Source organism: Botrimarina hoheduenensis (genome assembly GCF_007859815.1).
Taxonomy (GTDB): Bacteria; Planctomycetota; Planctomycetia; order Pirellulales; family Lacipirellulaceae; genus Botrimarina; species Botrimarina hoheduenensis.
The window spans coordinates 270631-295635 of sequence record NZ_SJPH01000003.1; the positions used below are offsets into that span (position 1 = coordinate 270631).

22 protein-coding genes are annotated in these 25005 nt (G+C 63.6%); 8 read left to right on the forward strand and 14 right to left on the reverse strand.

What is annotated here, in order from left to right:
• Nucleotides 1-106: 106 nt before the first annotated feature.
• From Pla111_RS08455 to Pla111_RS08470, 4 genes are all read left to right on the forward strand, one after another.
• Entirely contained in the window at nucleotides 107-640 is a 534-nt protein-coding gene (locus Pla111_RS08455) for a hypothetical protein (protein WP_146573303.1), read from the forward strand.
• Nucleotides 625-1026 (forward strand): hypothetical protein, encoded by a 402-nt coding sequence (locus Pla111_RS08460; protein WP_231930846.1) that lies wholly within the window; start codon nucleotides 625-627, stop codon nucleotides 1024-1026. Before Pla111_RS08455 ends, Pla111_RS08460 begins: the two co-directional genes overlap by 16 nt.
• Before the next feature lie 111 nt (nucleotides 1027-1137).
• Nucleotides 1138-2208 (forward strand): calcium/sodium antiporter, encoded by a 1071-nt coding sequence (locus Pla111_RS08465; RefSeq protein ID WP_146573305.1) that lies wholly within the window; start codon nucleotides 1138-1140, stop codon nucleotides 2206-2208.
• 5 nt (nucleotides 2209-2213) lie between these two features.
• Entirely contained in the window at nucleotides 2214-3188 is a 975-nt protein-coding gene (locus tag Pla111_RS08470; RefSeq protein ID WP_146573307.1) for a magnesium transporter CorA family protein, read from the forward strand.
• A gap of 14 nt (nucleotides 3189-3202) precedes the next feature.
• Here the strand turns inward: Pla111_RS08470 and Pla111_RS08475 are convergent, their stop codons facing one another.
• The 3 genes from Pla111_RS08475 to dapA are packed head-to-tail and all read right to left on the reverse strand — an operon-like array spanning nucleotide 3203 to nucleotide 5814.
• The gene (locus tag Pla111_RS08475) at nucleotides 3203-4009 is read right to left on the reverse strand and encodes a dihydrodipicolinate reductase C-terminal domain-containing protein (RefSeq protein ID WP_146573309.1); all 807 of its coding nucleotides are present in this window, start codon (nucleotides 4007-4009) and stop codon (nucleotides 3203-3205) included.
• Entirely contained in the window at nucleotides 4006-4806 is an 801-nt protein-coding gene (locus Pla111_RS08480; protein WP_146573311.1) for a 2,3,4,5-tetrahydropyridine-2,6-dicarboxylate N-succinyltransferase, read from the reverse strand. The genes Pla111_RS08475 and Pla111_RS08480 overlap by 4 nt, the downstream gene beginning before the upstream one ends.
• A gap of 48 nt (nucleotides 4807-4854) precedes the next feature.
• Nucleotides 4855-5814, reverse strand: a complete 960-nt coding sequence (gene dapA / locus Pla111_RS08485) for a 4-hydroxy-tetrahydrodipicolinate synthase (RefSeq protein WP_146573313.1) — start codon at nucleotides 5812-5814, stop codon at nucleotides 4855-4857.
• A 240-nt stretch (nucleotides 5815-6054) separates the two neighbouring features.
• On the opposite strand from dapA, the gene Pla111_RS08490 reads away from it, so the two are divergent.
• Nucleotides 6055-6363, forward strand: a complete 309-nt coding sequence (locus Pla111_RS08490) for a DUF2089 family protein (protein ID WP_146573315.1) — start codon at nucleotides 6055-6057, stop codon at nucleotides 6361-6363.
• A complete protein-coding gene (locus tag Pla111_RS08495) occupies nucleotides 6356-6715 on the forward strand; it encodes a hypothetical protein (protein WP_146573317.1) in 360 nt (119 codons plus the stop codon). The genes Pla111_RS08490 and Pla111_RS08495 overlap by 8 nt, the downstream gene beginning before the upstream one ends.
• An 85-nt stretch (nucleotides 6716-6800) precedes the next feature.
• Here the strand turns inward: Pla111_RS08495 and Pla111_RS08500 are convergent, their stop codons facing one another.
• From Pla111_RS08500 to Pla111_RS08510, 3 genes are all read right to left on the reverse strand, one after another.
• The gene (locus tag Pla111_RS08500) at nucleotides 6801-8225 is read right to left on the reverse strand and encodes a sulfatase family protein (RefSeq protein WP_197524868.1); all 1425 of its coding nucleotides are present in this window, start codon (nucleotides 8223-8225) and stop codon (nucleotides 6801-6803) included.
• A gap of 113 nt (nucleotides 8226-8338) precedes the next feature.
• Nucleotides 8339-11029 carry a DNA gyrase subunit A gene (gene gyrA, locus Pla111_RS08505; protein WP_391581018.1) on the reverse strand — a complete coding sequence of 897 codons (2691 nt, stop codon included), beginning with the start codon at nucleotides 11027-11029 and terminating at the stop codon, nucleotides 8339-8341.
• 195 nt (nucleotides 11030-11224) lie between these two features.
• Nucleotides 11225-12295 (reverse strand): NAD(P)/FAD-dependent oxidoreductase, encoded by a 1071-nt coding sequence (locus Pla111_RS08510; RefSeq protein ID WP_146573319.1) that lies wholly within the window; start codon nucleotides 12293-12295, stop codon nucleotides 11225-11227.
• A gap of 128 nt (nucleotides 12296-12423) precedes the next feature.
• Here Pla111_RS08510 and Pla111_RS08515 point away from each other — a divergent pair, with 128 nt between their 5' ends.
• Nucleotides 12424-12903, forward strand: coding sequence for a hypothetical protein (locus Pla111_RS08515; protein WP_146573321.1), 480 nt, complete (start codon nucleotides 12424-12426; stop codon nucleotides 12901-12903).
• Between the two features lie 49 nt (nucleotides 12904-12952).
• Here the strand turns inward: Pla111_RS08515 and Pla111_RS08520 are convergent, their stop codons facing one another.
• The 5 genes from Pla111_RS08520 to Pla111_RS08540 form a co-directional block, all read right to left on the reverse strand.
• Nucleotides 12953-13534, reverse strand: coding sequence for a histidine phosphatase family protein (locus Pla111_RS08520; RefSeq protein ID WP_146573322.1), 582 nt, complete (start codon nucleotides 13532-13534; stop codon nucleotides 12953-12955).
• Nucleotides 13535-13574: 40 nt separating this feature from the next.
• The gene (gene rpe / locus Pla111_RS08525; RefSeq protein WP_146573324.1) at nucleotides 13575-14309 is read right to left on the reverse strand and encodes a ribulose-phosphate 3-epimerase; all 735 of its coding nucleotides are present in this window, start codon (nucleotides 14307-14309) and stop codon (nucleotides 13575-13577) included.
• A 395-nt stretch (nucleotides 14310-14704) separates the two neighbouring features.
• Nucleotides 14705-15448, reverse strand: coding sequence for an SMC-Scp complex subunit ScpB (gene scpB / locus Pla111_RS08530; RefSeq protein ID WP_146573326.1), 744 nt, complete (start codon nucleotides 15446-15448; stop codon nucleotides 14705-14707).
• 145 nt (nucleotides 15449-15593) lie between these two features.
• Nucleotides 15594-16112: an SsrA-binding protein SmpB gene (gene smpB / locus Pla111_RS08535; RefSeq protein ID WP_146573328.1), complete on the reverse strand. Its 519-nt coding sequence runs from the start codon at nucleotides 16110-16112 to the stop codon at nucleotides 15594-15596.
• Nucleotides 16113-16136: 24 nt separating this feature from the next.
• Nucleotides 16137-17264: a DUF1559 family PulG-like putative transporter gene (locus Pla111_RS08540; protein WP_197524869.1), complete on the reverse strand. Its 1128-nt coding sequence runs from the start codon at nucleotides 17262-17264 to the stop codon at nucleotides 16137-16139.
• A 408-nt stretch (nucleotides 17265-17672) separates the two neighbouring features.
• Here Pla111_RS08540 and floA point away from each other — a divergent pair, with 408 nt between their 5' ends.
• Nucleotides 17673-18704, forward strand: coding sequence for a flotillin-like protein FloA (floA, locus tag Pla111_RS08545; RefSeq protein ID WP_146573332.1), 1032 nt, complete (start codon nucleotides 17673-17675; stop codon nucleotides 18702-18704).
• 67 nt (nucleotides 18705-18771) lie between these two features.
• Here floA and Pla111_RS08550 read toward each other — a convergent pair whose 3' ends face one another.
• The 3 genes from Pla111_RS08550 to Pla111_RS08560 all read right to left on the reverse strand — a co-directional run bounded on the left by Pla111_RS08550 (nucleotide 18772) and on the right by Pla111_RS08560 (nucleotide 24832).
• Nucleotides 18772-19431 (reverse strand): hypothetical protein, encoded by a 660-nt coding sequence (locus Pla111_RS08550; RefSeq protein WP_146573334.1) that lies wholly within the window; start codon nucleotides 19429-19431, stop codon nucleotides 18772-18774.
• Between the two features lie 376 nt (nucleotides 19432-19807).
• Entirely contained in the window at nucleotides 19808-20368 is a 561-nt protein-coding gene (locus Pla111_RS08555; protein WP_146573336.1) for a hypothetical protein, read from the reverse strand.
• A gap of 111 nt (nucleotides 20369-20479) precedes the next feature.
• A complete protein-coding gene (locus tag Pla111_RS08560) occupies nucleotides 20480-24832 on the reverse strand; it encodes a tetratricopeptide repeat protein (RefSeq protein ID WP_146573338.1) in 4353 nt (1450 codons plus the stop codon).
• Nucleotides 24833-25005: the final 173 nt, after the last annotated feature.

Genomic DNA, 25005 nt, shown 5'->3' on the forward strand with positions numbered 1-25005 from the left:
CCGCAGTCACAAGCCCCTGACAAAACAAGCGGGGGGTTCGGCCTGCGGTAGGATGTGCCCGCACAGCCCTTAAGTCTGCTCTCGCTCCTCGCATGCGGGCCAAACGATGACCGAACTCTCGATCGCCGATCTCTGGCTGCCGATGGTGGCCGCCGGTCTTGCGACCCACATCCTCAGCACCCTTGCTTGGGTGGCGTTACCGCACCACAAACCCGAGTGGCGCAAGCTGCCCCTTAGCGGCGCCGTGGGCCAGGCCCTTCGTACAGAGAATTTGCAGCCCGGCGCGCAGTATATGTTGTCTGATGACTCCGCCAGCGCGACTTCGACCGACGATTGCCGCGGTATGCTCATCCTGTGGCAGCATACGCCCCACATGGGAGCGAACATCGGTATGACGCTCGCGTTTTTCTTCGCCGCCGCCGCAACGATTGGCTATCTTGCCAGCATCGGCCTGCGGGCCGAATCTCCGCCGATCGATATCTTCCGCTTCACCGCAACGGCTGCCGCCCTGACGCACGTCGCTGCCGGCATCCCCAGCATCATCTGGTTCCGGCGCAAGTTCGCCATGGACCTGCTTGATGGCCTCGCCTATTCGCTGGCGACGGGGGCCGCGTTTACGCTCTTGTGGCCAGCATCGTGAAGCGCTATGCACGGCTGCTATGGGCGTCGCCCTACTCACTGCTGGGGATCGCGATCGGCTTGGCGGGCCTCATGACCGGCGGGGGATGCCGCGTGCGCGACGGGGTCCTCGAGTTCCATGGAGGCTTCACCCGCTGGCTCGTGCGTCACTCGCCGCTGGGCAAGAGCACTCAGGCAATCACGCTGGGCCACACCGTGATCGGTCAGAACGAAGCGATGCTCGACTGCGCCCACGAGCATGAACTGGTACACGTCCGCCAGTTTGAACGCTGGGGCCTCCTGATGGGCCCCGCCTACCTGGGTGCCTCGGCCATTATTTGGCTCCGAGGCGGCGACGCCTACCGCGACAATCCGTTTGAACGCGAAGCGTATGACAGCACTTGCTAAAGCAGAATGCCGATACTTCTGCTCACCAAAGCCGCTTGCTAGGATAAATTTTCGCTTCCTGGCCCGGCCGATTACGCCGCTGCCTGTGGGCATCTTACCTCGGAATCTCCCGTGACCGCTGCTTTCTTTGTGGGTGGCCTGCTGTTGCTGGTCGCCGGTGCCGAGCTCTTGGTGCGCGGTGCTTCGAGACTTGCCGCAGCAGCGGGCATCTCTCCGCTAGTGATCGGATTGACGGTGGTGGCGTTCGGCACGAGCGCACCAGAACTTGCCGTGAGCGTTAAAGCAGCCCTCACTAACCAAGCCGACCTGGCGGTCGGCAACGTCGTCGGCAGCAACACTTTCAACGTGCTGTGCATCCTGGGTCTGTCCGCGCTGATCGCCCCGCTGGCGGTGTCAAAACAACTCGTGCGATTCGATGTGCCGGTCATGATCGGCACCTCGGTAGCGGTCCTCGCCCTGGCGTCCGATGGCACCTTGAGCCGAGCCGAGGGGTTCTTCCTGCTGGTGGCGATGGGGGCCTATATCGCCATCTTGATGAAATTGGGACGCCAGCAAGATGTCATCGATTCGGTGGACACCTCCCCGAGCAATACCGGCAGCGCGGGCACGTTGTCCAGTCTGCTGCTGGCCGTCTCCGGACTCGTCTTGCTCGTTGTCGGCTCACAGTGGTTTGTCGACGCGGCCGTCTCGATCGCCACGGCCTGGGGGGTCAGCCCGCTGGTTATCGGTCTGACCATCGTCGCGGCGGGAACCTCGCTCCCCGAGCTGGTGACCTCGGTTATTGCCAGTCTCCGCAACGAGCGTGACATCGCCGTGGGTAACGTGGTGGGCAGCAATATTTTCAACCTGCTGTGCGTGCTCGGAGCGGCCACGGCGGTCGCGCCCGAGGGGGCGGCAATCACGCCCGCGATGCTCCGCTTTGATCTGCCCGTCATGCTGGCAGTCGCCCTAGTGTGTCTGCCCATCTTCTTCACGGGGCTCAGTATCTCGCGTGGAGAAGGGGCCGTTCTTCTGTTCTTCTACGTTGCCTATGTCGGCTATCTGGTGCTCGCAGCGACGCAGCACGCTGCGCTGCCCGCGTATAGCAAAGCGATGCTCTGGTTCGTGCTGCCGATCGGCATGGTCGCGATCCTGGTGCCGCTGGCCACGGCTTGGCGCCAGCCGCCGGCCCGGCGAGACTAACGCTCATGATCTGGGGAATCGGCCGTAAATCGCACGCATCGCCCATCGAGTTTAGCTCGTTCGAAGAGCTGCAGGTGCTCTGGAACCACCAGGACGCCTTCGCGTGGGTTGATCTAGAAGCCCCCTCCGCCGACGATCTGCAGCGCCTCGACCTGCTCATCGACCTGGACGATCAGTCGCTCGAAGACTGCCTGCACGGGGAGCCTCGCGCCCGCATCGATGAATTCGATGATTGCCTGCTAATCGTCGCCTACGGCGTTATCGCCCACGAAGGTAGCGACGAAGTCGAAGCTCGGAAGCTGACGATCTTTCGCGGTGAACGTTTCCTCGTGACGATCCACTCCCAGCCGTCACGGTCGGTCAATGCTCTGCGTGAGCGCTGCCGGAAAAGTCCTAAACAAACCCTCGATCAGGGATTTGACCGGATGCTCTACCGGCTGATCGACGGCATGGTGGACCGCTATCTGACACTGATCGACCTGCTGGAAGACGACCTCGACGCCTATGAGGAGCGCTCCTTCGAGATGGACGGGAACGATCCCTACTTGCAACAGGCCACCACGATTCGTCGCAAGCTGATCGACCTGCGAAGACTGGCTTCCGCACAGCGCGGACTCATCGATCCGCTGGCCGACGGAGACTTCGATTCCATGTCGACCGATCTCGGTCAGCAGTTCCGCGTGGTGCGCAGCCACCTGACCCACGCTGTCGAACGCTGCGAGGGAATGCTCGATCGCTTGAACGCAGCACTGCAAAACTACAACTCGTCGGTCGCCAAACGGACCAACGACGTTGTCCGCACCCTAACCGTGCTCACCGCCGTCATGATGCCGATGTCGGTCATCGCAGGCGTCTACGGTATGAACTTCCCCACCTGGCCGGGCAACGACAACCCGATAAGCTTTGTGGCCGTGACCGCGGTAATGGTGGCGGTAGGCCTGACGATGGCGGCGCTGTTCCGCTTCTGGCGCTGGCTGTAGCGACAAGAACGTGCTCAGCCTCGCAGAACGTCTTCCATGCAGAAGACCTGGCCCCGCACGTCGGCCTTGCGGCGAGCGATCAGGAAACGGATCGCTCGGAGCGTCCCTTCGGCGTAGACCCGGCGGCCCAACACGTTGTGCTCTAAAACGAGTTGCACGGTGCCGCCTGCGCAGCGCGCGTCATACCGATGCAACGCATGGCCATCGAGATGCTCGTCGGGAACACCCAACTCGTTACTCTGACGCGCCGGGTCGCGGATGCTTTCGATCTGCTCGACGGTAAAGCCGAAACCCAACGTCTGCGCGGCGGCGACGAGCGCCTTGGCTGTGCCGCTCGTGTCGCGCTTGTGCGCCTGATGGCTTTCGCGAATCGTCAGCTCGGCTCCGGCCAAGGCACCGGGGAAAGTCTCGGCTAAATAGCGTGCGGCGGCTTGCAATAGTACGATCGGTATCGCCATGTTCGGCGCAATGACCGCCAACCCGCCCGCCTCACGCACCAAGCGAATCGCTTCTTCACGATCAAAGCCGGTCGTTCCAACCACCACCGGCAAGCCTTGCCGAACGAACCAGGCGAGATTCTCGAGCGCCGCCTCGGGGGTGCTGTAATCCACCGCCACCACGTCCGCCGAAAGGTCTGCTGGGGCAACGTGTTTGCATTCGACCAAACGCAGCTTCTCGGCACCGATGAGCAGCGACTCGCTATCGTGCTTGGCGCTGGTCAGCGCGAAAGGCGTTAGCGCGAGGTCCGCCGATTCTGCGACGAGTCGGGCCGTTTCAAGCGCCATCGCGCCAGGTAGCCCGCTGATGAGGATCGGGGTCATACCCCCCCCTCACGCAGCAACGAATTGAGCGCGGTGCGGGCGTCGGTCCGCTCGTCTCGCAACTTCTTGATGATGATCGCGTAGGTCGAATGACTGCCATCCTTTGACAGCAGCGATCCCGGCACGCACACGCTCCGTGCGGGGATCCGGCCGGGGGGCAGCTCGCGTCCCTCAGGCACGCTGTAGATCTTGGTCGATCCGGCGACAAAGCAGCCCATCGCGAGCACCGCCCCCTCTTCGATGAGCACCCCCTCGGCCACCTCGCCCCGCGCGCCAAGAAAAACGTTGTCTTCGATGATGACGGGGCTCGCCTGCAACGGCTCAAGCACCCCGCCGATGCCAACACCACCCGAGATGTGGCAGTTCTTGCCCACCTGGGCGCAGCTGCCAACCGTGCTCCAGGTATCAATCATCGTGCCCGTGCCCACCCGTGCGCCGATGTTCACATACGACGGCATCAGCACCGCGCCGGGCTCGATGAACGACCCGTACCGCGCGATCGCGGTGGGCACGCTCCGCACGCCGGCTTCACGCCAACCCGTTTTCAACGCCACTTTGTCGAACCATTCGATCGGCCCGGCGGTCATCTCGCGATTGTCCGAATAGCGGAAGTGCAGCAGCACCGCCTTCTTAACCCACTCGTTGACGTGCCACGCGCCGTCTACCTTCTCGGCGACGCGGATCGCACCCGCATCGAGCAGCGCAAGCGCTTCGGAGACGACTGCGCGCGCGTCGGCCGCCGCGCCGCTTTCCCAGATCTCATCAATGCGGGCTGCGAGGGTAACTAGATCGCTCACCAACGCCTCTTTCAGGACAGCAGCTTGAGAAACAGACCGCACACCAACCTAAACGGTGGCGATGGCGAGATGCGGGAAATTGGTGATCGCCTCGGCCGCTGTGATCTTCGTCACCGCTCGATCACGGTTGACCGGGTCCATCTGCTCGACGGTCACCAACGGCATCCGCAGACCCACTTGCAGCATGTGATGCAACGGAATCGGGTTCTTAACGCAGAAGACCGCATCAATGCACGGCTGCAAGGCGGCCTGCAGCGCCTCGGCGGCATCCCACTCGCCCGCCGCTGCCAGCTCAGTCAATCGCTGGAACTCGCGCGGCCAGCGATTGGCCGAAGCACTAATCACGCCCAGCCCCCCCCGCTGCATGACATCCACCACCAGATGGTCTTCGCCCGACAAAAGCGTGAACGCCTGCGGATCGGTCGCCGCGCGGATCGTCTCGAGCGAATCGAGATCGCCCGTGGCATCTTTCACCGCCGCGATCGCTGGATGCTGGGCGAGGCGGATGACGGTTTCCGCTTCGATCCGGCTGCCGGTGCGGCCCGGGATGTTGTACAGGATGATCGACGTCTCGAGCCGCTGAGCCAGATCGGCCACCGCCGTGAAGTGGGCGCGCAAACCCTCTTGCGGCGGATTGTTGTAGTAGCCGGTCACGTGCAGCAGTGCGTCCGGATGAATCGCCTGCGTGATGCGCTCCGACAAGTGCAGTGCTTCGTCCGTCGAGTTCGAGCCGGCGCTCGCCAAGCAGGTCACTTTTTGCCCGAGGTCGGCGGCCCGGCCGCGGGCGTACTCGATGCCCCGCGTGCAAAGATCGACCTGCTCGTCGTGGCTCAGCGTGGCTGACTGCCCGGTCGTACCCGCGAACAGCACGCCGCTCACCCCCGCTTCGAGCACCCGGTCGATCAGCGCGTAGACCTTGTCGAAGTCGATCCCCATCAGCGAGCCGATCGGCTTCATGGGGGTGACCAGGGCCACATGGGCCCCGCGGAGCTGCTGGGGGGTGATCATGACGGGAAAGGCGGTAAAGGCTTGTTTCGTGCGCAGAGCGACGAGCCGCTTGCGCGAATCGCGTCAACGTACCGAATTCGAGCGTCCCGTCCTACGGGGCGCTAAGGAAATGCCGCCGCAAGCGTCTCCAGGATACCCCCCCGGTTTTTAATATTTATCATTTTTTATTTAACTATTTGCATTTCGCGGCTAGGTTGATATTGTTCACTACCACTTACACTTTCCTTAACCGAACGCTTCGTGGCCCTCCACCCGCTCGAATCGCTTTCGGTTGAAGACAAAGAGTTCGTGCTGCGCTTCGTCCTCGCCTCGGGATCGCTCAAGGACGTGGCTCAGGCTTACGGCGTGAGCTATCCCACGCTGCGGACGCGGCTCGATCAACTTATCGCCCGGCTGAACGAAATCGCTGCGGGAAGAACGCCCGACCCCATGGCCGAGCTGATCGCTTCGATGGTGGATCGTGGCCAACTCGGCACAAAAGAGGCCATGCGCCTGCTAACGACGCATCGCCAAAGTCTTGCCCAAACCAAGGAGGAACAGCGTGGTTGAACCGTGGATTGAACCGGCGTGGAAGTTCGGTGCCTATTTCGGTGCCGGCTGGGGTACCTTCGTCGGCCTGATGGGAGGTGCGCTCGGCTGCTGCTCGTTCTTTGTCGCGCGGGGACAAGGCAAGCGCTGGATCCTTGGCGCTATGGCGCTCATGGCCGCGGCGGGCGGCGTGATGATGCTGGTCGGCACCTACGCCTACTTAGCCGGCCAGCCCTACGCCATCTGGTACCCCTTCCTCTTCGGCGGATTCACCCCGGCGGTGGTCTTCGGTTCGCTTTACCCAATGATCGCCGCCAAGTATCGCGAAGCGGAGCATCGCCGGATCGACGCCGAGGCGATCAAGAACAGCTAGCGCGCTTGCGATTACTGTTGTGCGATTTTGCGTTATCGATCGTGATCGCCGCTGACGCGACGTTGCGACACGCGCTCGAGCAGGCTTACCGGCGCACTGCCGTACCAACCGCGCCGGTGAGCTTGTCACCCAGCTCCTCCCGCGCCGCCGCTGCGTGCTGTTGCAATCTGGCGACAACCTCCGGGTGATCGCCGGCCACGTTCTTGGTCTCGCCAATATCGTGCTTAAGATCGTAGAGTTCCAACCCGACGGGAACGTTATCGGTCTGGCCCGGCCGGCCGCCTCGGCCCAGCTTACCGCCGGCAATCGAATCGTAACGATGCCGCAGAACCAGCTTCCAGCGGCGATCACGCACCACCTTTAACGCCCCCTGATGGTAGCCGTAGAGCACCTCGTGGGGTGATTCGTTTGTCCCGCCGGTAAGCAGGCCGTTGATATCTTTGCCATCGATCTGGTGCTCGGGAAGGGGCGTGCCGATCAGCGAAGCGATCGTGGGCAACAAGTCGAGCGCCGACGCCAACTCATCACACGCCGTGCCGGCGGGGATGCGAGCGGGCCAGCGCATAAGGCACGGCACACGATACCCCCCTTCCCACATGGTGTTCTTTCCCTCGCGCAGTGGTTGGGCTTGCCCGCCATGATCGCCAAAGACGAGCCACGGTCCATTGTCGGAGGTGAAAACCACCAGGGTATTGTCCGCCACACCGCCACGCTCGAGGGCGGCGAAGATCTGGCCCACCGACCAATCGATCTCCATCACCACATCGCCGTACAGGCCGGCACCGCTCTGGCCAGCGAATCGTTCCGAAACATACAGCGGCACGTGCACCATGGTATGGGGCATGTACAGAAAAAACGGCTGACGACCGGCGTGGCGATCGATGAAGTCGACCGCCCGCTCGGTGTACCGAGTGGTGAGCGACTGCTGATCCTCGGGCGTCACGTTGTCGTCGACTACCTCTTCCCCATCGTAGAGCGGCAGGGGAGGCATCGGCTTGCCGTTGTGATGTCGGACTCCCGCATCCAGCGTCTGCTCGCCCCGCAGATAGGGCCACATGTCGTTTGAGTACGGCAAGCCGAGGTACTCGTCAAAACCTTGCCGTGTCGGTAAGAACTGCGGCAAGTCGCCCAGGTGCCATTTCCCGATGCACGCGGTGGCGTAGCCCTTCGCTCGACAAACTTCCGCCAGTGTTGTTTCGTCGGGCGATAGGCCGTTCTGGGCGTCGGGAAACAGAGCGCCTTGGATGTTCACACGCGGAGGATAGCAACCCGTCAGCAGCGCGGCGCGCGACTCGCTGCAGACGGCGCTGCCGGAATGAAAATCGGTGAAGCAGCGGCCCTCGGCCGCCATGCGATCGAGATGCGGCGTCGGATACCTCGTGCAGCCAAAGGGACCGATATCGGCGTAGCCCATGTCATCGATAAAAACGATGACCACGTTGGGCGGCGTGGCGTGGGCGATCGCCAAGCTTAGAGCTTGGAGCAGCAGTAAAGCGAGAAGGCGGCTCATGGCGGCGCAGGACGAAACAAGAACTAAAGAGGACAGAGCCTATTCGACTTGAACGCCGACTTGGCAAGTGCTGGGCGTTCCCTTACGGTCGCGGTCCGGATAGGTACTCCCCCCTACTCCGTTGCTTCTTCTTCCGCTTCTTCCGCCTCTTCGCGCGGCACGCGCACGATCGCCATCAGCGCGTCGTCGCCGTCGAGGCCCATGATCTTCACGCCCTGCGTGTTGCGGCCGATGGTGCTCACCTCTGCCGCCCGAATCCGCTGGATCTTGCCCCGGGCGGTCATCAACAACAGCTCGTCTTCGTCCGTCACGCTCACCACGCCCACAACCCGGCCGTTGCGATCGGTCGTTTTGATATCGCGCAATCCCTTTCCGCCGCGGTTCTGCGTGCGGTAACGGGCCGATGAGCTGCTGTCGTCCTCGGCGGCGGTGTCGGCATCGTCATCTCCTACCGCGTTCGGTCCGAACGAGGTTCGCTTGCCGTAGCCCTTCTCGGTGGCGGTTAAGAGCGTGGCATCGGGGTCGGCAACGACCATCCCCACCAGTGAGTCTCCCTTGCCCAGCGAGACCCCCTTCACGCCGCTGGAGTTGCGACCCATCGACCGAGCGTCGGCCTCGCTGAAGCGGATCGCCATGCCGGTGGCGGTCGCCAAGAGAAGTTCGTCTCCCTTCTGGATGATCGAGACGCTGACCAACTCGTCCCCTTCGCGGAGCTTGATGGCGATGATGCCCGTCTTCATCGGCCGGCTGTAAGCGGTCAGGTCGGTCTTCTTCACGAGGCCCTGTCGGGTGGCCATGATCAGATAGTGATCCGGTGCCGAAAAGTCGCGCACCGCGCGGCAGTCGGCAATCTTCTCGCCTTCGGCCAGGTTGAGCAGGTTCACTACGGCGCGCCCCTTGGCGTCGCGCGCCAGCTCGGGCAGGTTGTAGACCTTCTCCCAATAGACCTTGCCGAAGTTCGTAAAGAACATCAGGTAGTTGTGGGTGCTGGTGACAAAGAGGTGCTCGATCGGGTCGTCGTCGTCAGACTTGGCACCCTTGACCCCCTTGCCGCCGCGCCGCTGCGCCTGATAGACGCTTGCCGCGGTGCGCTTGATGTAGCCCTGATGGCTGATCGAGACGACCATGGTCTCTTCTTCGATCAGGTCCTCAAGGTCGACGTCGCCGACCTCCTCGTTCGAGATCACCGTGCGCCGCGCGTCGGCGTGCTTCGAGGCGAGCAGCTGCTCCATGTCCTCACGGATGATGCCGTAGATGCGGCGCTCGTCGGCGAGGATCTCAAGATACCCGTTGATTTCAAGGATTAGCTCGGCGTGCTCCTCGACGAGCTTTTCTTGCTCGAGGTTCACGAGCTGGCCGAGCGTCATCTTGAGGATCGCGTCGGCCTGGACCGGCGTGAGTGAGTAATCCTCGGCGACACCCCGCTCTTGCTGGAACTGCTCGAAACCGCTGTCACCCAGTGCCCGCTGCAAGAGCGAACTGGGCGTCTTGATCTGCATCAAGGCCTGCTTGGCCTCGGGCTGCGTCTTGCTGGCCCGGATGACACGGATCACCTCGTCAATGTTGGCGTGCGCGAGCAGCAAACCCTGGACGGTGTGCTTCCGCTTGCGCGCACGGCTAAGCAAGAACTGTGTCCGGCGGCGGATGACGATCACCCGGTGACGCACGAACTCTTCGAGCATCTCCTTGAGCGTCAGCACGCGCGGCTTGCCGTCCACCAGCGCCAAGAAGATGACGCTCTGCGACTCTTGCAGCGGTGAGAACTTGTAGAGCTGATTGAGCACCACGTCCGGATCGGCGTCGCGTTTCAGCTCGATAACGATCCGCACCGGCTCGTTCAGGTCCGATTCGTCGCGCACGGCGCTGATGCCGGCGATCTTCCCCTCGTTCACCAGCGACGCGATCTTCTTGATCACGGGGTCGCGTGACTGCTGGTAAGGGATCTCGTGAACGAGGATCCGCTTCTTCTTTTGGTCCTCTTCGATCGTGGTGCGGGCGCGGAGCACGACCGTGCTGCGGCCGGTCTGATAACCCTTGATGATGCCGCTGCGGCCACAGATGGTGCCGCCGGTGGGGAAGTCCGGGCCGGGGATGTGCTCCATCAACTCGGCGATGGAGATCTCGGGGTCGTCCAGCAGCGCAATCACGCCCCGGCAAACCTCTGCCAGGTTGTGCGGCGGGATGCTCGTGGCCATGCCCACCGCGATTCCGCCCGAACCGTTCACCATCAGGTTGGGAAACTTCGAGGGCAGAACGCTGGGCTCGACAAGCTTCTCGTCGTAGGTGGGCGTGAAGTCGACCGTGTCGAGCTTGATGTCATCGAGCATCAGCGCGGCAACGGGCGATAAACGCGCCTCGGTGTACCGCATGGCCGCCGGCGGCAACCCGGCGATGCTGCCGAAGTTCCCCTGCGGCGAGATCAGCAGATTGCGCGTGGCCCACTCCTGGGCCATGCGCACGAGTGTGGGGTAAATGGCCCCGTCGCCGTGGGGGTGATAACGCTTCATCGTCTCGCCGACGATACCGGCGCACTTGCTGGTGCTGCCGCCAGGGGTGAGCCCCAGGTCGTTCATCGCCACCAAGATACGCCGTTGCGAGGGCTTCAGCCCGTCGCGCACGTCGGGCAGCGCGCGGCTGACGATGACGCTCATGGCGTACGTCAGATAGCTTTCTTTGAGCTCATCCTCGATCGGCAGATCGATCAGCCGCAGGGCGATCGCATCGTTTACCGGGTCGAAGCCGGGACGGCGCACCGCGGGGGGGGTAAGCTCGCCATCGGCGCCATTTTCGGGTTCGTCTGCCACGCGCTTCGCATCCTCGGGGTGACGGCGTCCGCTGTTCAAATCACCGGCCAAACCGGCTGGGAACGGCAAGAGCGGACGGGCTCTTAGTAGCTCCGGATTCTACCGTTTTTTCGCCGCCTGTCCCAGCTAGCGCAGACCCTTAAGAAGTGCGTCTCACGGCCCCAAGACCGGTGTTTGAGCGCCGGGCAGCGGCTTTTAGAACGCCTTGGCCAGACGGTCTGCCAGCCGAGCAGCGTACGTCGGTGCCAGGAGCGACCCCTTGGCCCCCAGACCGTTTAGCCACGCAATCCGGGGCTGGTCGGGGGCGATCCCCCACAGGGGCTGCCGATCGGGGGTGGCCGGTCGTACGGCGGCTTGCTGATCAATTACCCGCCCCTCCGCCAAGCCGGCCTCAGCCAGGCGAGCCAACAACTCCGCGCGTGCCGCCGCCGAGGGAGGCGCATCTAAGTCGTGCCAGTCGTAGGTGGACCCCACCCGATAACGCCCCGCAACGCCCGACTCGCATGGAGCGACCCAGATCCCTCGATGCAGCACCGCGGCCGATCGGTAGGCGTTGCACGCCACGGTAAGCACCTCGCCCCTGGCCGGCGCGAAACGCGCAGCGCCCGGCCAAGCGGCCAGCGGGGCGCAATACCCCTGACAGAGCACAAGCTGCCGCGCGCGAAGGCCGATCTTTGGCAAGTAGACCGCGTCGGTCTCCCAGCTTAGATCCTGTGCCAGATCGAGCGACTCGCTAAAGAAGCGACTGTCGCGCTCCAATTGCCGGCGTGTTGCGTCCAGGTAGGCCGTTGTGTCGAGCCGGGCAGCCCCCCTCATCCAAAAAGCGCCGTGGGGCGCTACCAGCGGCGCGGGCAACTCTGCGGGCAAAGCCAACCGCACATGGCGTGCAAACGCGGGGTCATGGTGCCGGTGTTCGAAGCAGCGACGCTCGGCGGCATCAACAAAGACGCGGAGCGCGGCCTGCTCGGTAAAAAAATCTTGCCCGGTTCGGGCCTCGACCCCGCGATAGAACCCGCGCGCGGCGGCAAACAGGTCATCAAACTCCGGCGACAACGTGAGTCGTTTGCCGGTAAGGGGCGTCAATAAACCGGCCGCGACGCGGGAAGCGCTCGGGCGTCCGTCGCGATCCACGCCGCCCCGATCCACAACAACCGTCTCCAGGCCCCGTTCTTCCAGTCGCCAATAGAGCGTCGAGCCGGCAATCCCCTGACCGACGATCAGCACGTCGGCGACAGCGGGGGGGGCGGCGTGATCGGAAGGAGGCACAGCAAAAGCCTAGCGAGACTTTGGCCCGGGTCGTATGGGCCGCGGCGGATGAGTTGCGTAAACTCGGGGGTCCCTAACGAGCCGCGGGCTCGTTTCCGCCCCCTCCCCCCTTTACGACACCGCCCGCGATGGACTTCCGCGACCGACTCCGCCAAGCCACCCAGAAGGGTGCCAGCGCCCGCGCAGAAAAAGCGTTCTCTGACGCCGCCGATGCCGCCAGCGAAGAAGAACAACGGCGGCGACACTCGCAGCACCGCCTGGCGCTGACGGATCACATTGAAGAACGCCTCCAGGAACTCGCTGACGGGCTGCCGGGCTTTAAGGTTGAAGCCGTGATGAGCGAACGCGGGTGGGGGGCCGCCGCCAGCCGCGACGACGCCGGCCGAAGCGGTCGGCAGCGAGACAACCTGTACAGCCGATTGGAGCTGTTGGTCTCGTCATTCAACGAATTCCAGGTGGTCGATATCGCCGCAAAAGGGGCGATCCGCAACAAAGAAACGTTCAGCCGAACCCATTACCAAGCGATCGCCGAATTCGACGAGCAGGAGTTCAAGAGCCTCATCGATCGGTGGGTGCTCGACTACGCCGGACAGTACGCGGGGGTGTGATCGCGCAGCGCGCTGAGCGAAAACCGCGGGGCCGCGTCGCGCAGACGCCTCAGGCCACGCCGGCGATCATCTCGTCGGGCACCTCGATCATTTCCCAGGCACCGCAGTTGTCGGGGCTCTTCCAGAGGTGTGAGAGCTCGTCGTGCTGAATGACATGTCGTAACAGACTCCCCATGGGCTCGGGAGCGACAACGACAACGACCCCCTCTTTGTGTTTTTTGAGGAGCTTCTTGAGCGCTTCCGCGACACGCGCCTTGGCGGCAGGGACCGACTCGCCTTGCGGTGGGCACACCGTCTCGGGCTGCTCCTGCCACTGGCGATACACGCGGGGCTGCTTGGTCCGCACCTCATCGACCAGCATCCCCTGCCACAGCCCGTGATCAAGATTACGGAGCTTATCGAGCTTTTTGACCTTCAGGCCCAGCTTCTTGCCGATGAGCGCGGCGGTCTGCTCGGCGGCCTCACAGGGGCCCGCATACACCGCCACGGCGTTCAGATCGGCCATCTGTGCGACCGCGGCCTCCACCTGCTTCCTGCCGTCTTCGCACAGGGGCATATCGAGCGTCCCCTGGATACGACCCTGCTGGTCGTATTCGGTGGCACCCGGACGGACGAGAACAATCTGCAACATGGAACCGTGCTCACGCGGGCCTCGCGGCCCGAGGTAGGAGTTAGCCGGAGGCTTGCGCCCCGGCGACAGAAGCTTGTGCCGATTGACTGAGGTCGGCGAGTCGCGGGCCATAGTCGTCGGCACCAAACACCGCGGTACCGGCGACCAACCACTCGGCACCCGCCGCCGCACACGGCCCGATCGTCTGTGCGTTCACACCACCATCCACTTCCAACACCGCGTGGCAATCTGAATGGTCGCGCAGCCACGCCAGTTTCTCGAGCGCCACCGGCTGAAACGACTGCCCGCCAAAGCCCGGCATGACGCTCATCACCAAGATCAAATCGCACGCCTCGAGGAACGGTTCGATCCGCTCAACCGCCAGCGGCGGGTTCAGCGACAGCCCTGCCGCGGCACCGAGCGCGCGGATCTGGTCCAACACGGGGCGCGGATCGTCCAGCACCTCAGCGTGCACCGTCAGCACATCGGCCCCCGCCTTGCGGAACGGCTCAACATAGTTGGCCGGGTTGTCCAGCATCAGATGAACGTCCAGCAGCAGATCGGTCGTGCGGCGGATGGCTTCCACCACGGGCACGCCAAACGACAGGTTCGGCACAAAGTGACCGTCCATAATGTCCAGGTGCAATAGCGTTGCGCCGGCCTTCTCAATTGCGCGGATCTCTTGCTCAAGCCGTGCGAAGTCCGCCGCCAACAGCGACGGCGCGATCGCAACCCCGCCACGGCTGCACCGGGCCCGGAGTTCAGCGGCGGTCGGTGGCTTAGGATTCGGCGACATGGTCCTGCGAGCGAAAGTTTCAGCGTTGTGAGCCGCTGAGCCGGCGCGGAAGGGAAACAGGCAACAAGGAGCCCCCGTGACCCCGCCCCCTCCGAGGGCACCGCTGGGTTGGAGTCGAAGAAGCTTTCGCTACGAGAGGGGGGGGAGGCTTCGCCCGCCAGCTAGCGGGGTGACCGATCGCACTAAGGATCTATCGAAGGAATCGCCTTGCGGGACTTACGTTTGACACTAATTAAGCACGTGTGCCGGCCCGGGATTACGCCCGGCGCAGGGGCAAGGGGAAATCGTTTTGTCACGCCCGCGCGGCCAAAGCAAGAGCCGCACCCCGTCGATTTGCCGCACCGCGCGATAAAACGACCGCAAACCCCGTTGTAACAACAGCTTGCGGAAAACGTTCAATCGTCGAATTCGGCGGCACGGGGCAGTTGCTGCAGCGAAGCCACCCCCGCCAAGCGTAAAAAACGGGGGGTGGTCACGAGTCGCACCTCGCCCTCTTGGTCCGGGGACTGGCGTGCGACCAGATCGTAGCGGATCAGCTGCGCAACGGTCGCCGCGCTCCGTCGCTGGCGTAGCTCATCGATCGCGGCGGAGTCGATCGGCTGGCGATAAGCAATGACCGCGAGCGTCTCGAGCGCCGCCGACGACAGCCGCGCAGGCCGCACCCGGCGGCCCAACCGATCGGCGAGTCGCTCCATGCTGGCATCGACACGCAGCGTCAATCCGCCCGCCGAGCGCTGGATCGAAAGGGGCGAGCCATCGCGCTGGTAGGCGGCGTTCAGCTCATCAACAATCGCCTCGACCTCCGCTGCCGACACGCCACGCAGGGCACCGGCGAGGGTCTCGACAGAGATCGGCCCCCCCTGCTCACCGCCAACGAACAGCGTCGCCTCGACCACGCCACGTAGCGTGACCGGACCCGCTGCGGCGTCTTCCAGCAGGCGCCCTGCGGCTGCCGGGTCGGCCGCGGGGTCGGCAGGGTTCTCGGTCGCGGGGTCGTCGGGGGACGTGGGGGCGACAGGCTTTGCGGGGGCACCCAGCATTGCGGCCATGGCCGACCGCAACCGCTCGAGCGACAACGTCGCCGGCTTATCAGCGGACTTTTCGGGGGGATCGTTCGGGTGATCGTTCGGCCGAGACATGGTCGGTCGATCGTACGTGCTGCGACGCTTCCCACCAACACCAACAGCGACGCCGCCGGTGCCGGCACCGGCAGCGCAGCCGCAAAAAGGAGCCGCAGCCGTAACGAAGCTCCGGCACCTAATCCAAGCACCCAGCCCGGGCGCACTAGCCGCGGCGCATCGCCCGATCGATGTCGCGCTGCATGACCTGCTTCTTGAGGCTCTCGCGTTTGTCGTACAGCTTCTTGCCCCGACACAGTCCGAGCAGCACCTTGGCCCGCCCCTCTTTGAAGTACATCTTCAGCGGCACGAGGGTCAGATTCTTCTCGTACGCGCGAGCGGCGAAGCGCTGGATCTCGCGCCGGTGCATCAGCAGCTTACGATGCCGCTTGGCCTCGTGCTGCTCGTGAACGGCGTTGCGGTACTCTTCGATATTAGCACCGACGAGCCAGACCTCGCCCTGCTGCATCCGCCCATAGGCCTCGTCGAGCGACAATCCGCCGTTGCGCAGGCTCTTGACCTCGCTCCCCAAGAGCACGATTCCGCACTCGATGGATTCGAGAACCTCGTACTCGTGGCGCGCCTTGCGATTCGTGGCGATCGTCCGCTCGTTGGGGTTGTCCCCCTTCGCCGGCTTCTTTTCTTTCTTGCCCGTGGCGACCGCCCTTCCCGCAGTTAGTAACAAACGACTCCTGGTACACCGGGTCGGTCAATAAGAATTTGCCGACAGCGGCGGCGCGTCGCGAAACGCTTGGATCGCTGGCGAAAGCGGCTTGTGCTGCAGCGGATCGACGCACTTCGACCCCTCGGTGGTCAGCAGCTGCTGATAGACGACGTAGTCAACACTCGGATCGATCGAACCGCCGTGCCCGTCGGCGAAGATCACGTTGAACGTGTTGGCCGGGTGGCTGCTGGCGGGGCGGGCGAAGGCGGGCGAAGACGGCTGGTAGGAGAAGGCCGCATTGCCACTCGCATCGCGGTCGTCGCTAAAGCGAAACTGCTGGTTGGGTCCCGTGCCGGCGACCGGCGTTGTTGTCACCACCCACGAGAAACCAAACTGCTGCTCGCCCTTGAGCAGCAAGCCGTTATCCCACTGCCGCGTGACGCCGGCCCAGGTGTAGGACGGGTCTTCTATCTCTTTATGGATGTTCTCGGTCAGCATCAGCGTGTTCGAGGCACCGTCGGAGATGCCGTCGCCAGAGACCTTAACGGTCCCCTCGGAGAGGTTGTGGAAGATGCCGTTGGCCTTGGTGTCTCCCGTGCCGGCAACGATGTTGGGGACCAGGTAGTTGTCGCCATCCCAGTCCCAGGCCCCGGTATTGGCCGAGTAAGTTATGCCGGCCGCTTCGCGGCGTGAGTTCAGCTCCGAATCATCGGGACACACCAGCACCTCGACCCGGGTGATCGGATACTGATTCACGAACTTCGGATCAATAAACTGATCGTAAATGTCCTGCCGCTCGAGCTGCGGCAAGCAGACCGTGACCCAGCTCATAAGGGACTGCTGCTTGGCCGTAACGCCGCCGGCATTCGAGTTGGCCGGGTACGAGGTTGTCCGGGTGTCCTCCATATTGCCGGAGGAGTTAAAGGCGATCGCCAGGTAGTCGCCGTTGCTCAACTGCACCGGCTGCACGTAGCCGGGGAAGTTCTTTTTGGACGTTTCGAAGTTGATTACGCCCAGGCCGATCTGCTTCATGTTGTTGAGGCAGGTTCCCTTGCGCGCAGCGGCGCGGGCGGCCTGCACCGCCGGCAGCAGCAGCGCAACCAAGGCACCGATGATCGCAATCACCACGAGCAGCTCCACAAGCGTGAAGCCGGCTGGGCAAGAACGGCGCACGCAACGCCGCCGAAGAGGTTGGGACACGGTCATCGAGTTTTTGAACCTCATTCTCGCTTGGAGGAGACAGCAGAGCCCCTGTTCCCTGTGGCGAGACCGATCCCAAGGGGGGGGGGTCGCCCGCCACGCTTATAGTATCGTCCAATCGCCCCGAAAATGCCAGCAACGTGCCGCCGCCCCGGTCCCGCGGAGAGCGGTCGGGCACCGCTTCTGCGAGGCATCTCGGGAACCTCGGGGAAATCGGCCGCCCCGGTGACACCCCCTAACTTGGAGACGGATACAGTATAGTGCTGCTGATCGGTCGGCTCGGCCACGGTGCTATCCCGCCCCCTACCGGCTAACAACTGGCGGCAAAACAGCTTGCCGCGTTGCCCCTGCTCTGTCTTCTACCTTGGTGGAAACCTCGAGATGACGCTCACGCTGCTGTCCTGGGTCCCGGGCCCGCTGCTAGCCCAAATCGCCGGCCAACCGGCCGCCGCCCCTACGACCACCCAAAATGTGTTGTCGGTGGTGCTCGCTCTGGCGGCGCTCGTGGCGTTCGTCGTGCTGGCGGTGTTCCTGTTCAACTACGGAAAACTGTGGCTGCAAGCGTACACCTCCAACGCCCCCGTGAATCCCTTCACGATGGTGTTCATGTCGTTGCGGCAGGTGCAGCCGCGGATCATCATCGACGCCCTCATCCAGGCCAAGCAGGCCGGTGTTGGTTCCGACCCCGCGACCGGCATCACCACGCGCCGGCTTGAAGCGCACTATCTGGCCGGTGGCAACGTCCAGCGCGTCATCAGCGCGATCATCGCCGCTCACCGGGCCGATATCGATCTGGATTTCGACCGCGCGGCCGCGATCGACCTGGCCGGCCGCGACGTGCTGGACGCCGTCAAGACGAGCGTTTACCCCAAGGTGATCGACTGCCCCGATCCGCTGAAGTCGCCCAAGACAACGCTCAGCGCGGTCGCCAAGAATGGCGTCGAGCTAAAGGTCCGTGCCCTCGTCACGGTTCGTACCAATCTGCATCAGCTCATCGGCGGGGCGACCGAAGAGACCATCATTGCGCGTGTCGGTGAGGGGATCATCACCGCGATCGGCTCGGCCGCCGACCACCAACAGGTAATGGAGAATCCGGACCGTATCAGCAAGGCGGTGCTCAACCGCGAATTGGATGCCCACACGGCGTTCGAGATCGTCTCGATCGATATCGCCGACATCGACATCGGCGAGAACATCGGGGCCCGGCTCCAAGCGGATCAGGCGGAAGCCGACACCCGCAAAGCGCAAGCCCTCGCCGAACAGCGCCGCGCGAACGCGATCGCCCGCGAGCAAGAGATGAAGGCCGAGGTCGCGCTCAAGCGTGGCGAGGTGGTGCTCGCCGAGGCCGAGGTGCCGCGCGCCATAGCCGAGGCCTTCCGCAAAGGAAACCTCACCACCCTGCCACGCGGATAACGCCCGCCGCCCCGCACTGCTAGTCCAGCGCCTGCTTAGTCCAGCGCCTGATAGTCTCGTTCCCGTACTACTGCTGGTTCAGCGCGTACTCGATCGCGCCCGCATTAAACGGCTGCGAGTCGGGGTCAAGCTCGGTGATCAGCACCCACCGATTGTCGCGGTAAGCGAGCTCGTAGCGGCTCACCCGTTCTTTCTCTCGCTCGACGATCGGCGAGGAGCGCAGGCGGTCCAAATCGCTCGCGCTGGGGCGTTGCTGCAGAGCGCGTAATTCCTTGGGCAAATCCAGAGCCAACTCGTTCTCGGCGTTGTCTCGTTCGGCGTTGCGCTGGTCCGGATCACTCTCGACTTCCTCGCTGGGAGGAATCACCATGGTGACGCTCGACTTGGTGCGGATCGCCACCTCAGCGCGGTACTCGTCGCCCGGGTTCTTGGGCTTGATGAGTCGATGCTCGACACTCGAACGCCACGAAGTTACCGGCGTGCCGGGATCGACTTCGAGGTCCGTGAGCGCCACCGCCGAACGGATGTCGTCGCTCTCGACCCAGCGCTTGAGGGATTCGAGAAAGTTTGCGTAGCGATCTTCCGCTGTGGGTTCGGCGGGGGGCGGCGGAGCGACGGCCGAGCCGCTACCGCGATCGCAACCCGGTGCCAGCAAGAGCAACAAGCTCATCAGGCTCAACGAGCCCAATTGCCATGAAGTAAATAAGCCGCGACGAATCGAAAGCATCGGCAACGCGCGTGGTGTTAGTGCGGAACAAAAAGAGGCAACCAAGCCGCCTCAAGTTCTAGAAGCGTGGAAATCGGGCCCGGCAGCGTTGACGCCACCAGGGTGCCGGGCTCGCCCCCGTATCGAGAGGTCTCCTCCCTGGAAAGATAGCACTTCACCGCCGACCGACAAAACACGTCTGCGCATCTCGCGGCCCGCGTCAGCCTCTTGGACCGATCGTAAGGAAAAAGACGATCGGACCGGCGGACGAATCAAGGGCGGATCGTTTCGAGACCGCCGCCGTGTCGATGGGCTGCCCCGTGCTTGGCGGGGCAGTCGTGTTTGGCGGGGTAGTCAATCGGCCCTCAAAAAAGGGGGCGACCCGGTTACCGGCACCTCATTCGGCGAACGGATCGAGATCGTCAAAATCGTCGCCGGAGGCGTCGTCTTGCGAATCGATGCTGGTATCGGGCTCGACAATCGGGTCGTCACCGGCGGGGGCGAAATCGGTATCGAGCCCCGCTCCTTCACCGAACGGATCGTCGCTAGCGGGGAGCGGGGGGGCGGGAGTGCTCGGGCTGCCCGCCAAATCGGCTGCCTCCGCAGCGAACAGTTCGGCTAGCACATCGAACTCTTGCCCGGTCTCGGCAGAACCATTGAAGGGGTCCCCCTTGGTCTCGGCCGCGGCCACCGGGAGCAGCGGACGATTGGGATCGGGCAGCGGCTCGATCACCACCGACGCGGCGAGTTCACGCGGCGTTTTGGCTTTCGCGAGCTGATCGAGCGGCAGCTTAAAGCGCGGGCGCAAGGCCGCCTGCTCTGCGGGGCTGAGCGCACCGTACCGGTAGCCCAAGGCCGGCAGCTTCTCCGGCGTATCGGGCGACTCCGCGACCAGCTGGCCCCACGAAGAAGACCCGACCGCAAGAACGGCAAGACTAAGGATCAGAGTCCGGGACATCGGCGAGCGGGAGGGTTACAGGCAATCGTTGCGACCTCAAGGCCGGCTTATCTAGCGTAATCGGTGAACAACGGACGGACAAATCTCGCTTCCAAAAGCCGCTTTGGGGGCCTAAAGCGAAGCGCTTTGCATCCCCAGGCCCTCGAGCTGATCCTTCACCCGCTTGAACTGGTCTTGCTCCAGCCGAGAAACGCTCTCGGCCGAGAGCCCCCGGGCGATAGCTTCCTTCCACGCGGCAATGGCCTCTTCGGTTTGCCCCGCCATGAGGTGGGCGGTCGCTTTGTGGAAGTACTTGTCGGCAGTGGGCCGGTCGATCACGGCGAGTTCAAGATCGGCGATCGCGTCGCTGTAGCGCTCATCCGCCATCGCGACAACCGCCCGCGTATCCAGCAGGTCGGTACCGGGACCGAGCAGATCGACCGCCTCATCGACGTACTTCCTGGCTTCATCAACGTCTTGGTCCGACGGGTCGGCCAGGGCCAGCAGGTACGCGAAGTTGTTCAGCACAACCGCTCGGTTGACGCCGGCCAGATCGCGACTTGCCAGCAGCTTGCGATACAGGGCCGAGGCCCCCTCGTAATCGCGTTTGATGTCGAGCAATTCGGCGCTCTGCATGCGGAGCGCGATGAGGTCGGGATCTTCGCGAAGGGCACTTTTCAGCCAGTTATTGATCTTCTCGCCGATGCCGGCGGTGTCGGCCCCTTCGTTGGTGCGCGCCCGCAAGATTTGCAGACCCCGCTGCACAACGCTCGCTGCCGGGATCTCGCTGCGCAGCTTGTCGAGCAGTTCCATCCCGCGGTCGGCATCCACCTTCACGCCCAGGAACGTGGCATACTCAAGCCGCTCGCCCGGACCGCCGCGATCGGCAGCAAGCTTGTACATCGGCTCGGCGTTCTGGATGTCATCAAACTCGCTGAGGAGACTTCCCACTCGTAGCAGCAGCCCGGTTTGCTCGGGCTTGATCTGACTTAGGTTGCGGGGCAGCATGCTGCGCAGGGCGGCAATCGCTTCCTTTTGTTTGCCGCGCTTCATCGCCACGCGGGCGGCCAATTCACGGGTAGTGATGTCGTTTGGCTGAAGCTCGGCCAAACGCCGCAGCTGGCGCACCGCCTCGTCGATCTCGGTCGGGCCGCCCCGCTCCAACAGCATCCGCATGTAGCGAACCCGTACGTTGGGCTCTTCCGGGTAGCGCGCGATGACGTTGATCATCTGCTCACGACACTTGCGCCATTCTCCCACCGAGTAATAGAGCTGCGACAATTCGAGCTCGGACTGAAGGGGCAGACGCTGGGCGTCGGCGAGTTGCTCGAACAGTGTGATCGCCTTCAGGCGTGAAGAGGCCTCGGGACGCGAGGCAAGAATCTTGGCCATCAGCTCCAGGTCTTCGTCCAGCAGGCGACCATCGACCACGTTGCTAGAGAGAAGATTCTCGGCGCTGCGGATCTTTTGGTACTCACCCGAGCCGGCAAGCAGCCGCGCCGCGGCGGTCCGTGCCCAACGAGCGTTCGGATCGTTCGCGTCGAGGTTGCCCTCGGCGATCGCCCGCAGGATTTCGTTGACCAGAGGCGTGGCTTTTTCGAGCTTGTCCGAGCCCGGGTAGAACTGGCTGGCATAGAAAGCCGCTAGCAGCCGCGCCGCGCGGGGGCGTTCGTTGGGGATCGCGTCGTCCAACGCCAGCAGGTAACGCTGCTCGGCGTCGATCCAACGTCCGAGCAGCTCGTAGCAACGCGCGAACACCAGCAGCGAGTCGTCTTCATTCAAACGCAGATGCGCCTCGCGCAGCGCGTCTTCGGCCTCGACCTTGCGGTCGTTCGCCGCCAGGAAACCGATCCAGGTGAGCCACGCTTCGGAAGAATCCGGGGCCACCTCAACCGCCTTCTTGAGCGACTCGCCGGCCCGCTCGGTGAGATCGGCAACGCGCTTCTTATCCGCAGCGTAAACCGGAAGCGCCGTAGCGCGCATGAGCAGATTGCCGTGCCAGAGCCGCGCGGCAGCATCCTCCGAGGCCTTATCCGCTATCTGATTGGCGACATTGATCGCATCATCAGGACTTCCGCTGGCCATGAGCGCCTCGGCGTAGTCGCGGCCAAGCAGCGCAACACGAAGCTGCTGAGGAGCCCGCTCTGCGGCTTTCACGGCATCGGCATAGCGGCCTTGGCGGACCAAGAGCTTCACGTGCTGCAGGAGCGAGATCGCGGTGGGCGGACCAAACTGGGCGGCCTTGTCAAAGCTGCGCAGCGCCGCTCGTTCGTCATTGCGGAGCAACGCAACCTCGGCACGCAAAAGGTGCAACTGGTGCCATTCGGGGCGTGATGCGAGCGCCTTGGAGATCGCGTCGTCTGCCTCGGCAAGCAACGCGGGCTCTTGGGTTTGACTGCGGTAACGCGCCACCGCAAGGTGCGCCTTGGTGAATTTGTAAACCGGGTCATCCTTGCTGCCCACGATCTTGCCGATGCGCTGCTGCGCCTTGAGCATGCCGGACTCGTCATCGCCCTGACGGGCCATCATGAACAGGTCTTCAAAGGTCTGCAGATCGCTCGGCGAGAGTTCCACAACCTTCGACAAACAGAGCTGGCGTCCTTCGACATCGCGAATCTGCTCGAACCGCTGCGACAGCCCGCTCCAGAGCTGGATCTGATCGCGGTTGTTCCAGCCTTCGATCCCCTGAGTGAGCTCGAGCAGTTGGTCGCGGATATCCTCGTCGTTGATCCGGATCAGCAGGTCTGCCTTCTCGAGGCGCAGGATCGGCTTGTCGCCGAACTTCTCGACCACTTTGTCGAGCAGCTTGAGAGCCTTCACCGGGCCCTGCTCGGGGTCGAGGGCAAAGAGCTTGACCGCGGCCCGGCGGACACCCAGGTTGTCGGGATCGAGCTTGACCGAATCAACCAGCTTGCGGCGAGCCTCGGGGTACTTCTCGCGGCGCATGAGAACCTCGCCCTCGATGACCAGCTGCATGGCTTCGCCCAGGTTGAGACGCTTGACGTACTCGTCAATCAGCGGCTGGAACGCGTCCCAGTCTTGCTCGGCCTCGGGCTTGGCGAGCTCTTCGGTCAGCGCCGAGTAGATCGAGGTATCGCTCCGTTCGCGGGCACCGCCCACGCCCAAGCGGTCCTCCATGCGCGTCTTGCCGTAGGTGGCCATCGCGTTAAGCGGATCGCCCTGTAGCGTGACGTTATAAGCGTCGAGCGCTTTATCAAACTGGCCCATCTTTTCGTAGCTGAAGCCCCGCAAGAAGTGCAGCTCGGAGCGCATGTCGGAGACTCCCTCCATAAAGGCAGAAAGTCTCTCAAACTCGCGGGCAGCCTTGACGAACTTGCCCTCGAACATCGCCAGCCGCGCTTCGAGGTACTCCAAGAACGGCGGCGCGATCAGCTTCAGCTCGCGCATGCGAGCGATCGTTTCGCGGGCGGCGTCGCCGTCTTCGCTCTCGATTTGCAGCCGTGCCTTATAGAAAGCCAGCATCTGAGCTTCGCGCGGGGGGATCACGGCAAGCCCCGCCTCGTACCGCTTGATCGCGGCCGGGTAGTCCTTGCGGCGGATCTCCATCGACGCCAGCGTTTGGTGAACTGAGAGGTCGGTCGGGTTGTCGGCAAGGCATTTCTCGAGCAGCACGACCGCCTCGTCGATCTTTTCTTCTTCGGCCAGCAATTGCGAGTTAGCAACGACCGCGGCAGGCAGCTCGGGAGCGATCTCCAGCGCGCGGCGGATCTCGGCCTCCCCCTCGTCCTTCTTGTTGTTGCGAACCAGGAACTGGCCGCGCGCCAATACCGCCTGACCGTTCTCGGAATTGTTCTCTACGAGCTGGTCCATCACCTCGGCGGCGAGTTTCTTGTCGTCATCCTCCACCTGCAGCGCCACCGCCAGCCGGACGTAGGTCATGACGTCGTCCGGAGCGACCGCCTTCTGGCGATCAAACTCCCTGGTCTCCTGGTCATAGCCGACCATCCGATACGCGTGCTCGATCCGCTTGGGGTCGTTGGTCGCGAACAGGCAGGTCGATCGCAGCAGCTCCAGCTCGGTATCACCGGGAGAACGGTTGAGGAGCTGACCGATGTGGTCCAACGCCTGCTTGTAACCGCGGATCTGCGGCGATGTGAGCACATCCACCATCCGCCGCCGGAGCACCACGTTGTCCGGTTGCTCGCGGACGATCGTTTCCAATTGGTTGAGTGCCTTCGCCAGGTCCTCGCGGTCCACTTCCGGATCCGCGGCCAGATCGGCAAACCGATTGGCAAGCTGAGTCATCGCGTCCGTATCTTCCGGACGAATCGACACATACTGCCGGAGCAGGCTGATCGATTTCGAGAGGTTGCCATCTTCACGCGCGACCTCCGCCCGATCGAGCAAACGGCCCGCATTGCGGCTGAGCTGATAGCGCCACAGCCCGAAGCCGCCCCCGATGACGAGAATCGAGCCGACGACTAAGCCGATGAGAAGCGGAAAGTTGACGCGGTAACGCTGCATGGCGGCCTCACGTCGCAAGCCTCTAGGTATCGAAGGGCTCGCGAGACGGAAGAGGGGAAGGGATCGTGAAAGTAATTTGGGCGCATTGCCGGGCCGGCCCCGCTGCTGCGTGCCGCGGGCGGAACACTTCTGGACGCCGCGGCGACAGAAAGAGTTCCAACCGCTTACGCGGG

What these genes read in the sequence shown, in the direction of transcription:
- Pla111_RS08560 (WP_146573338.1), bottom strand. Translation starts at nt 24,832, where the DNA reads ATGCAGCGTTACCGCGTCAACTTTCCGCTTCTCATCGGCTTAGTCGTC.
- Pla111_RS08520 (WP_146573322.1), bottom strand. Translation starts at nt 13,534, where the DNA reads ATGTTGCAGATTGTTCTCGTCCGTCCGGGTGCCACCGAATACGACCAG.
- rpe (WP_146573324.1), bottom strand. Translation starts at nt 14,309, where the DNA reads ATGTCGCCGAATCCTAAGCCACCGACCGCCGCTGAACTCCGGGCCCGG.
- Pla111_RS08475 (WP_146573309.1), bottom strand. Translation starts at nt 4,009, where the DNA reads ATGACCCCGATCCTCATCAGCGGGCTACCTGGCGCGATGGCGCTTGAA.
- floA (WP_146573332.1), top strand. Translation starts at nt 17,673, where the DNA reads ATGACGCTCACGCTGCTGTCCTGGGTCCCGGGCCCGCTGCTAGCCCAA.
- Pla111_RS08555 (WP_146573336.1), bottom strand. Translation starts at nt 20,368, where the DNA reads ATGTCCCGGACTCTGATCCTTAGTCTTGCCGTTCTTGCGGTCGGGTCT.
- Pla111_RS08500 (WP_197524868.1), bottom strand. Translation starts at nt 8,225, where the DNA reads ATGAGCCGCCTTCTCGCTTTACTGCTGCTCCAAGCTCTAAGCTTGGCG.
- scpB (WP_146573326.1), bottom strand. Translation starts at nt 15,448, where the DNA reads ATGTCTCGGCCGAACGATCACCCGAACGATCCCCCCGAAAAGTCCGCT.
- Pla111_RS08515 (WP_146573321.1), top strand. Translation starts at nt 12,424, where the DNA reads ATGGACTTCCGCGACCGACTCCGCCAAGCCACCCAGAAGGGTGCCAGC.
- dapA (WP_146573313.1), bottom strand. Translation starts at nt 5,814, where the DNA reads ATGATCACCCCCCAGCAGCTCCGCGGGGCCCATGTGGCCCTGGTCACC.
- Pla111_RS08470 (WP_146573307.1), top strand. Translation starts at nt 2,214, where the DNA reads ATGATCTGGGGAATCGGCCGTAAATCGCACGCATCGCCCATCGAGTTT.
- Pla111_RS08455 (WP_146573303.1), top strand. Translation starts at nt 107, where the DNA reads ATGACCGAACTCTCGATCGCCGATCTCTGGCTGCCGATGGTGGCCGCC.
- Pla111_RS08550 (WP_146573334.1), bottom strand. Translation starts at nt 19,431, where the DNA reads ATGCTTTCGATTCGTCGCGGCTTATTTACTTCATGGCAATTGGGCTCG.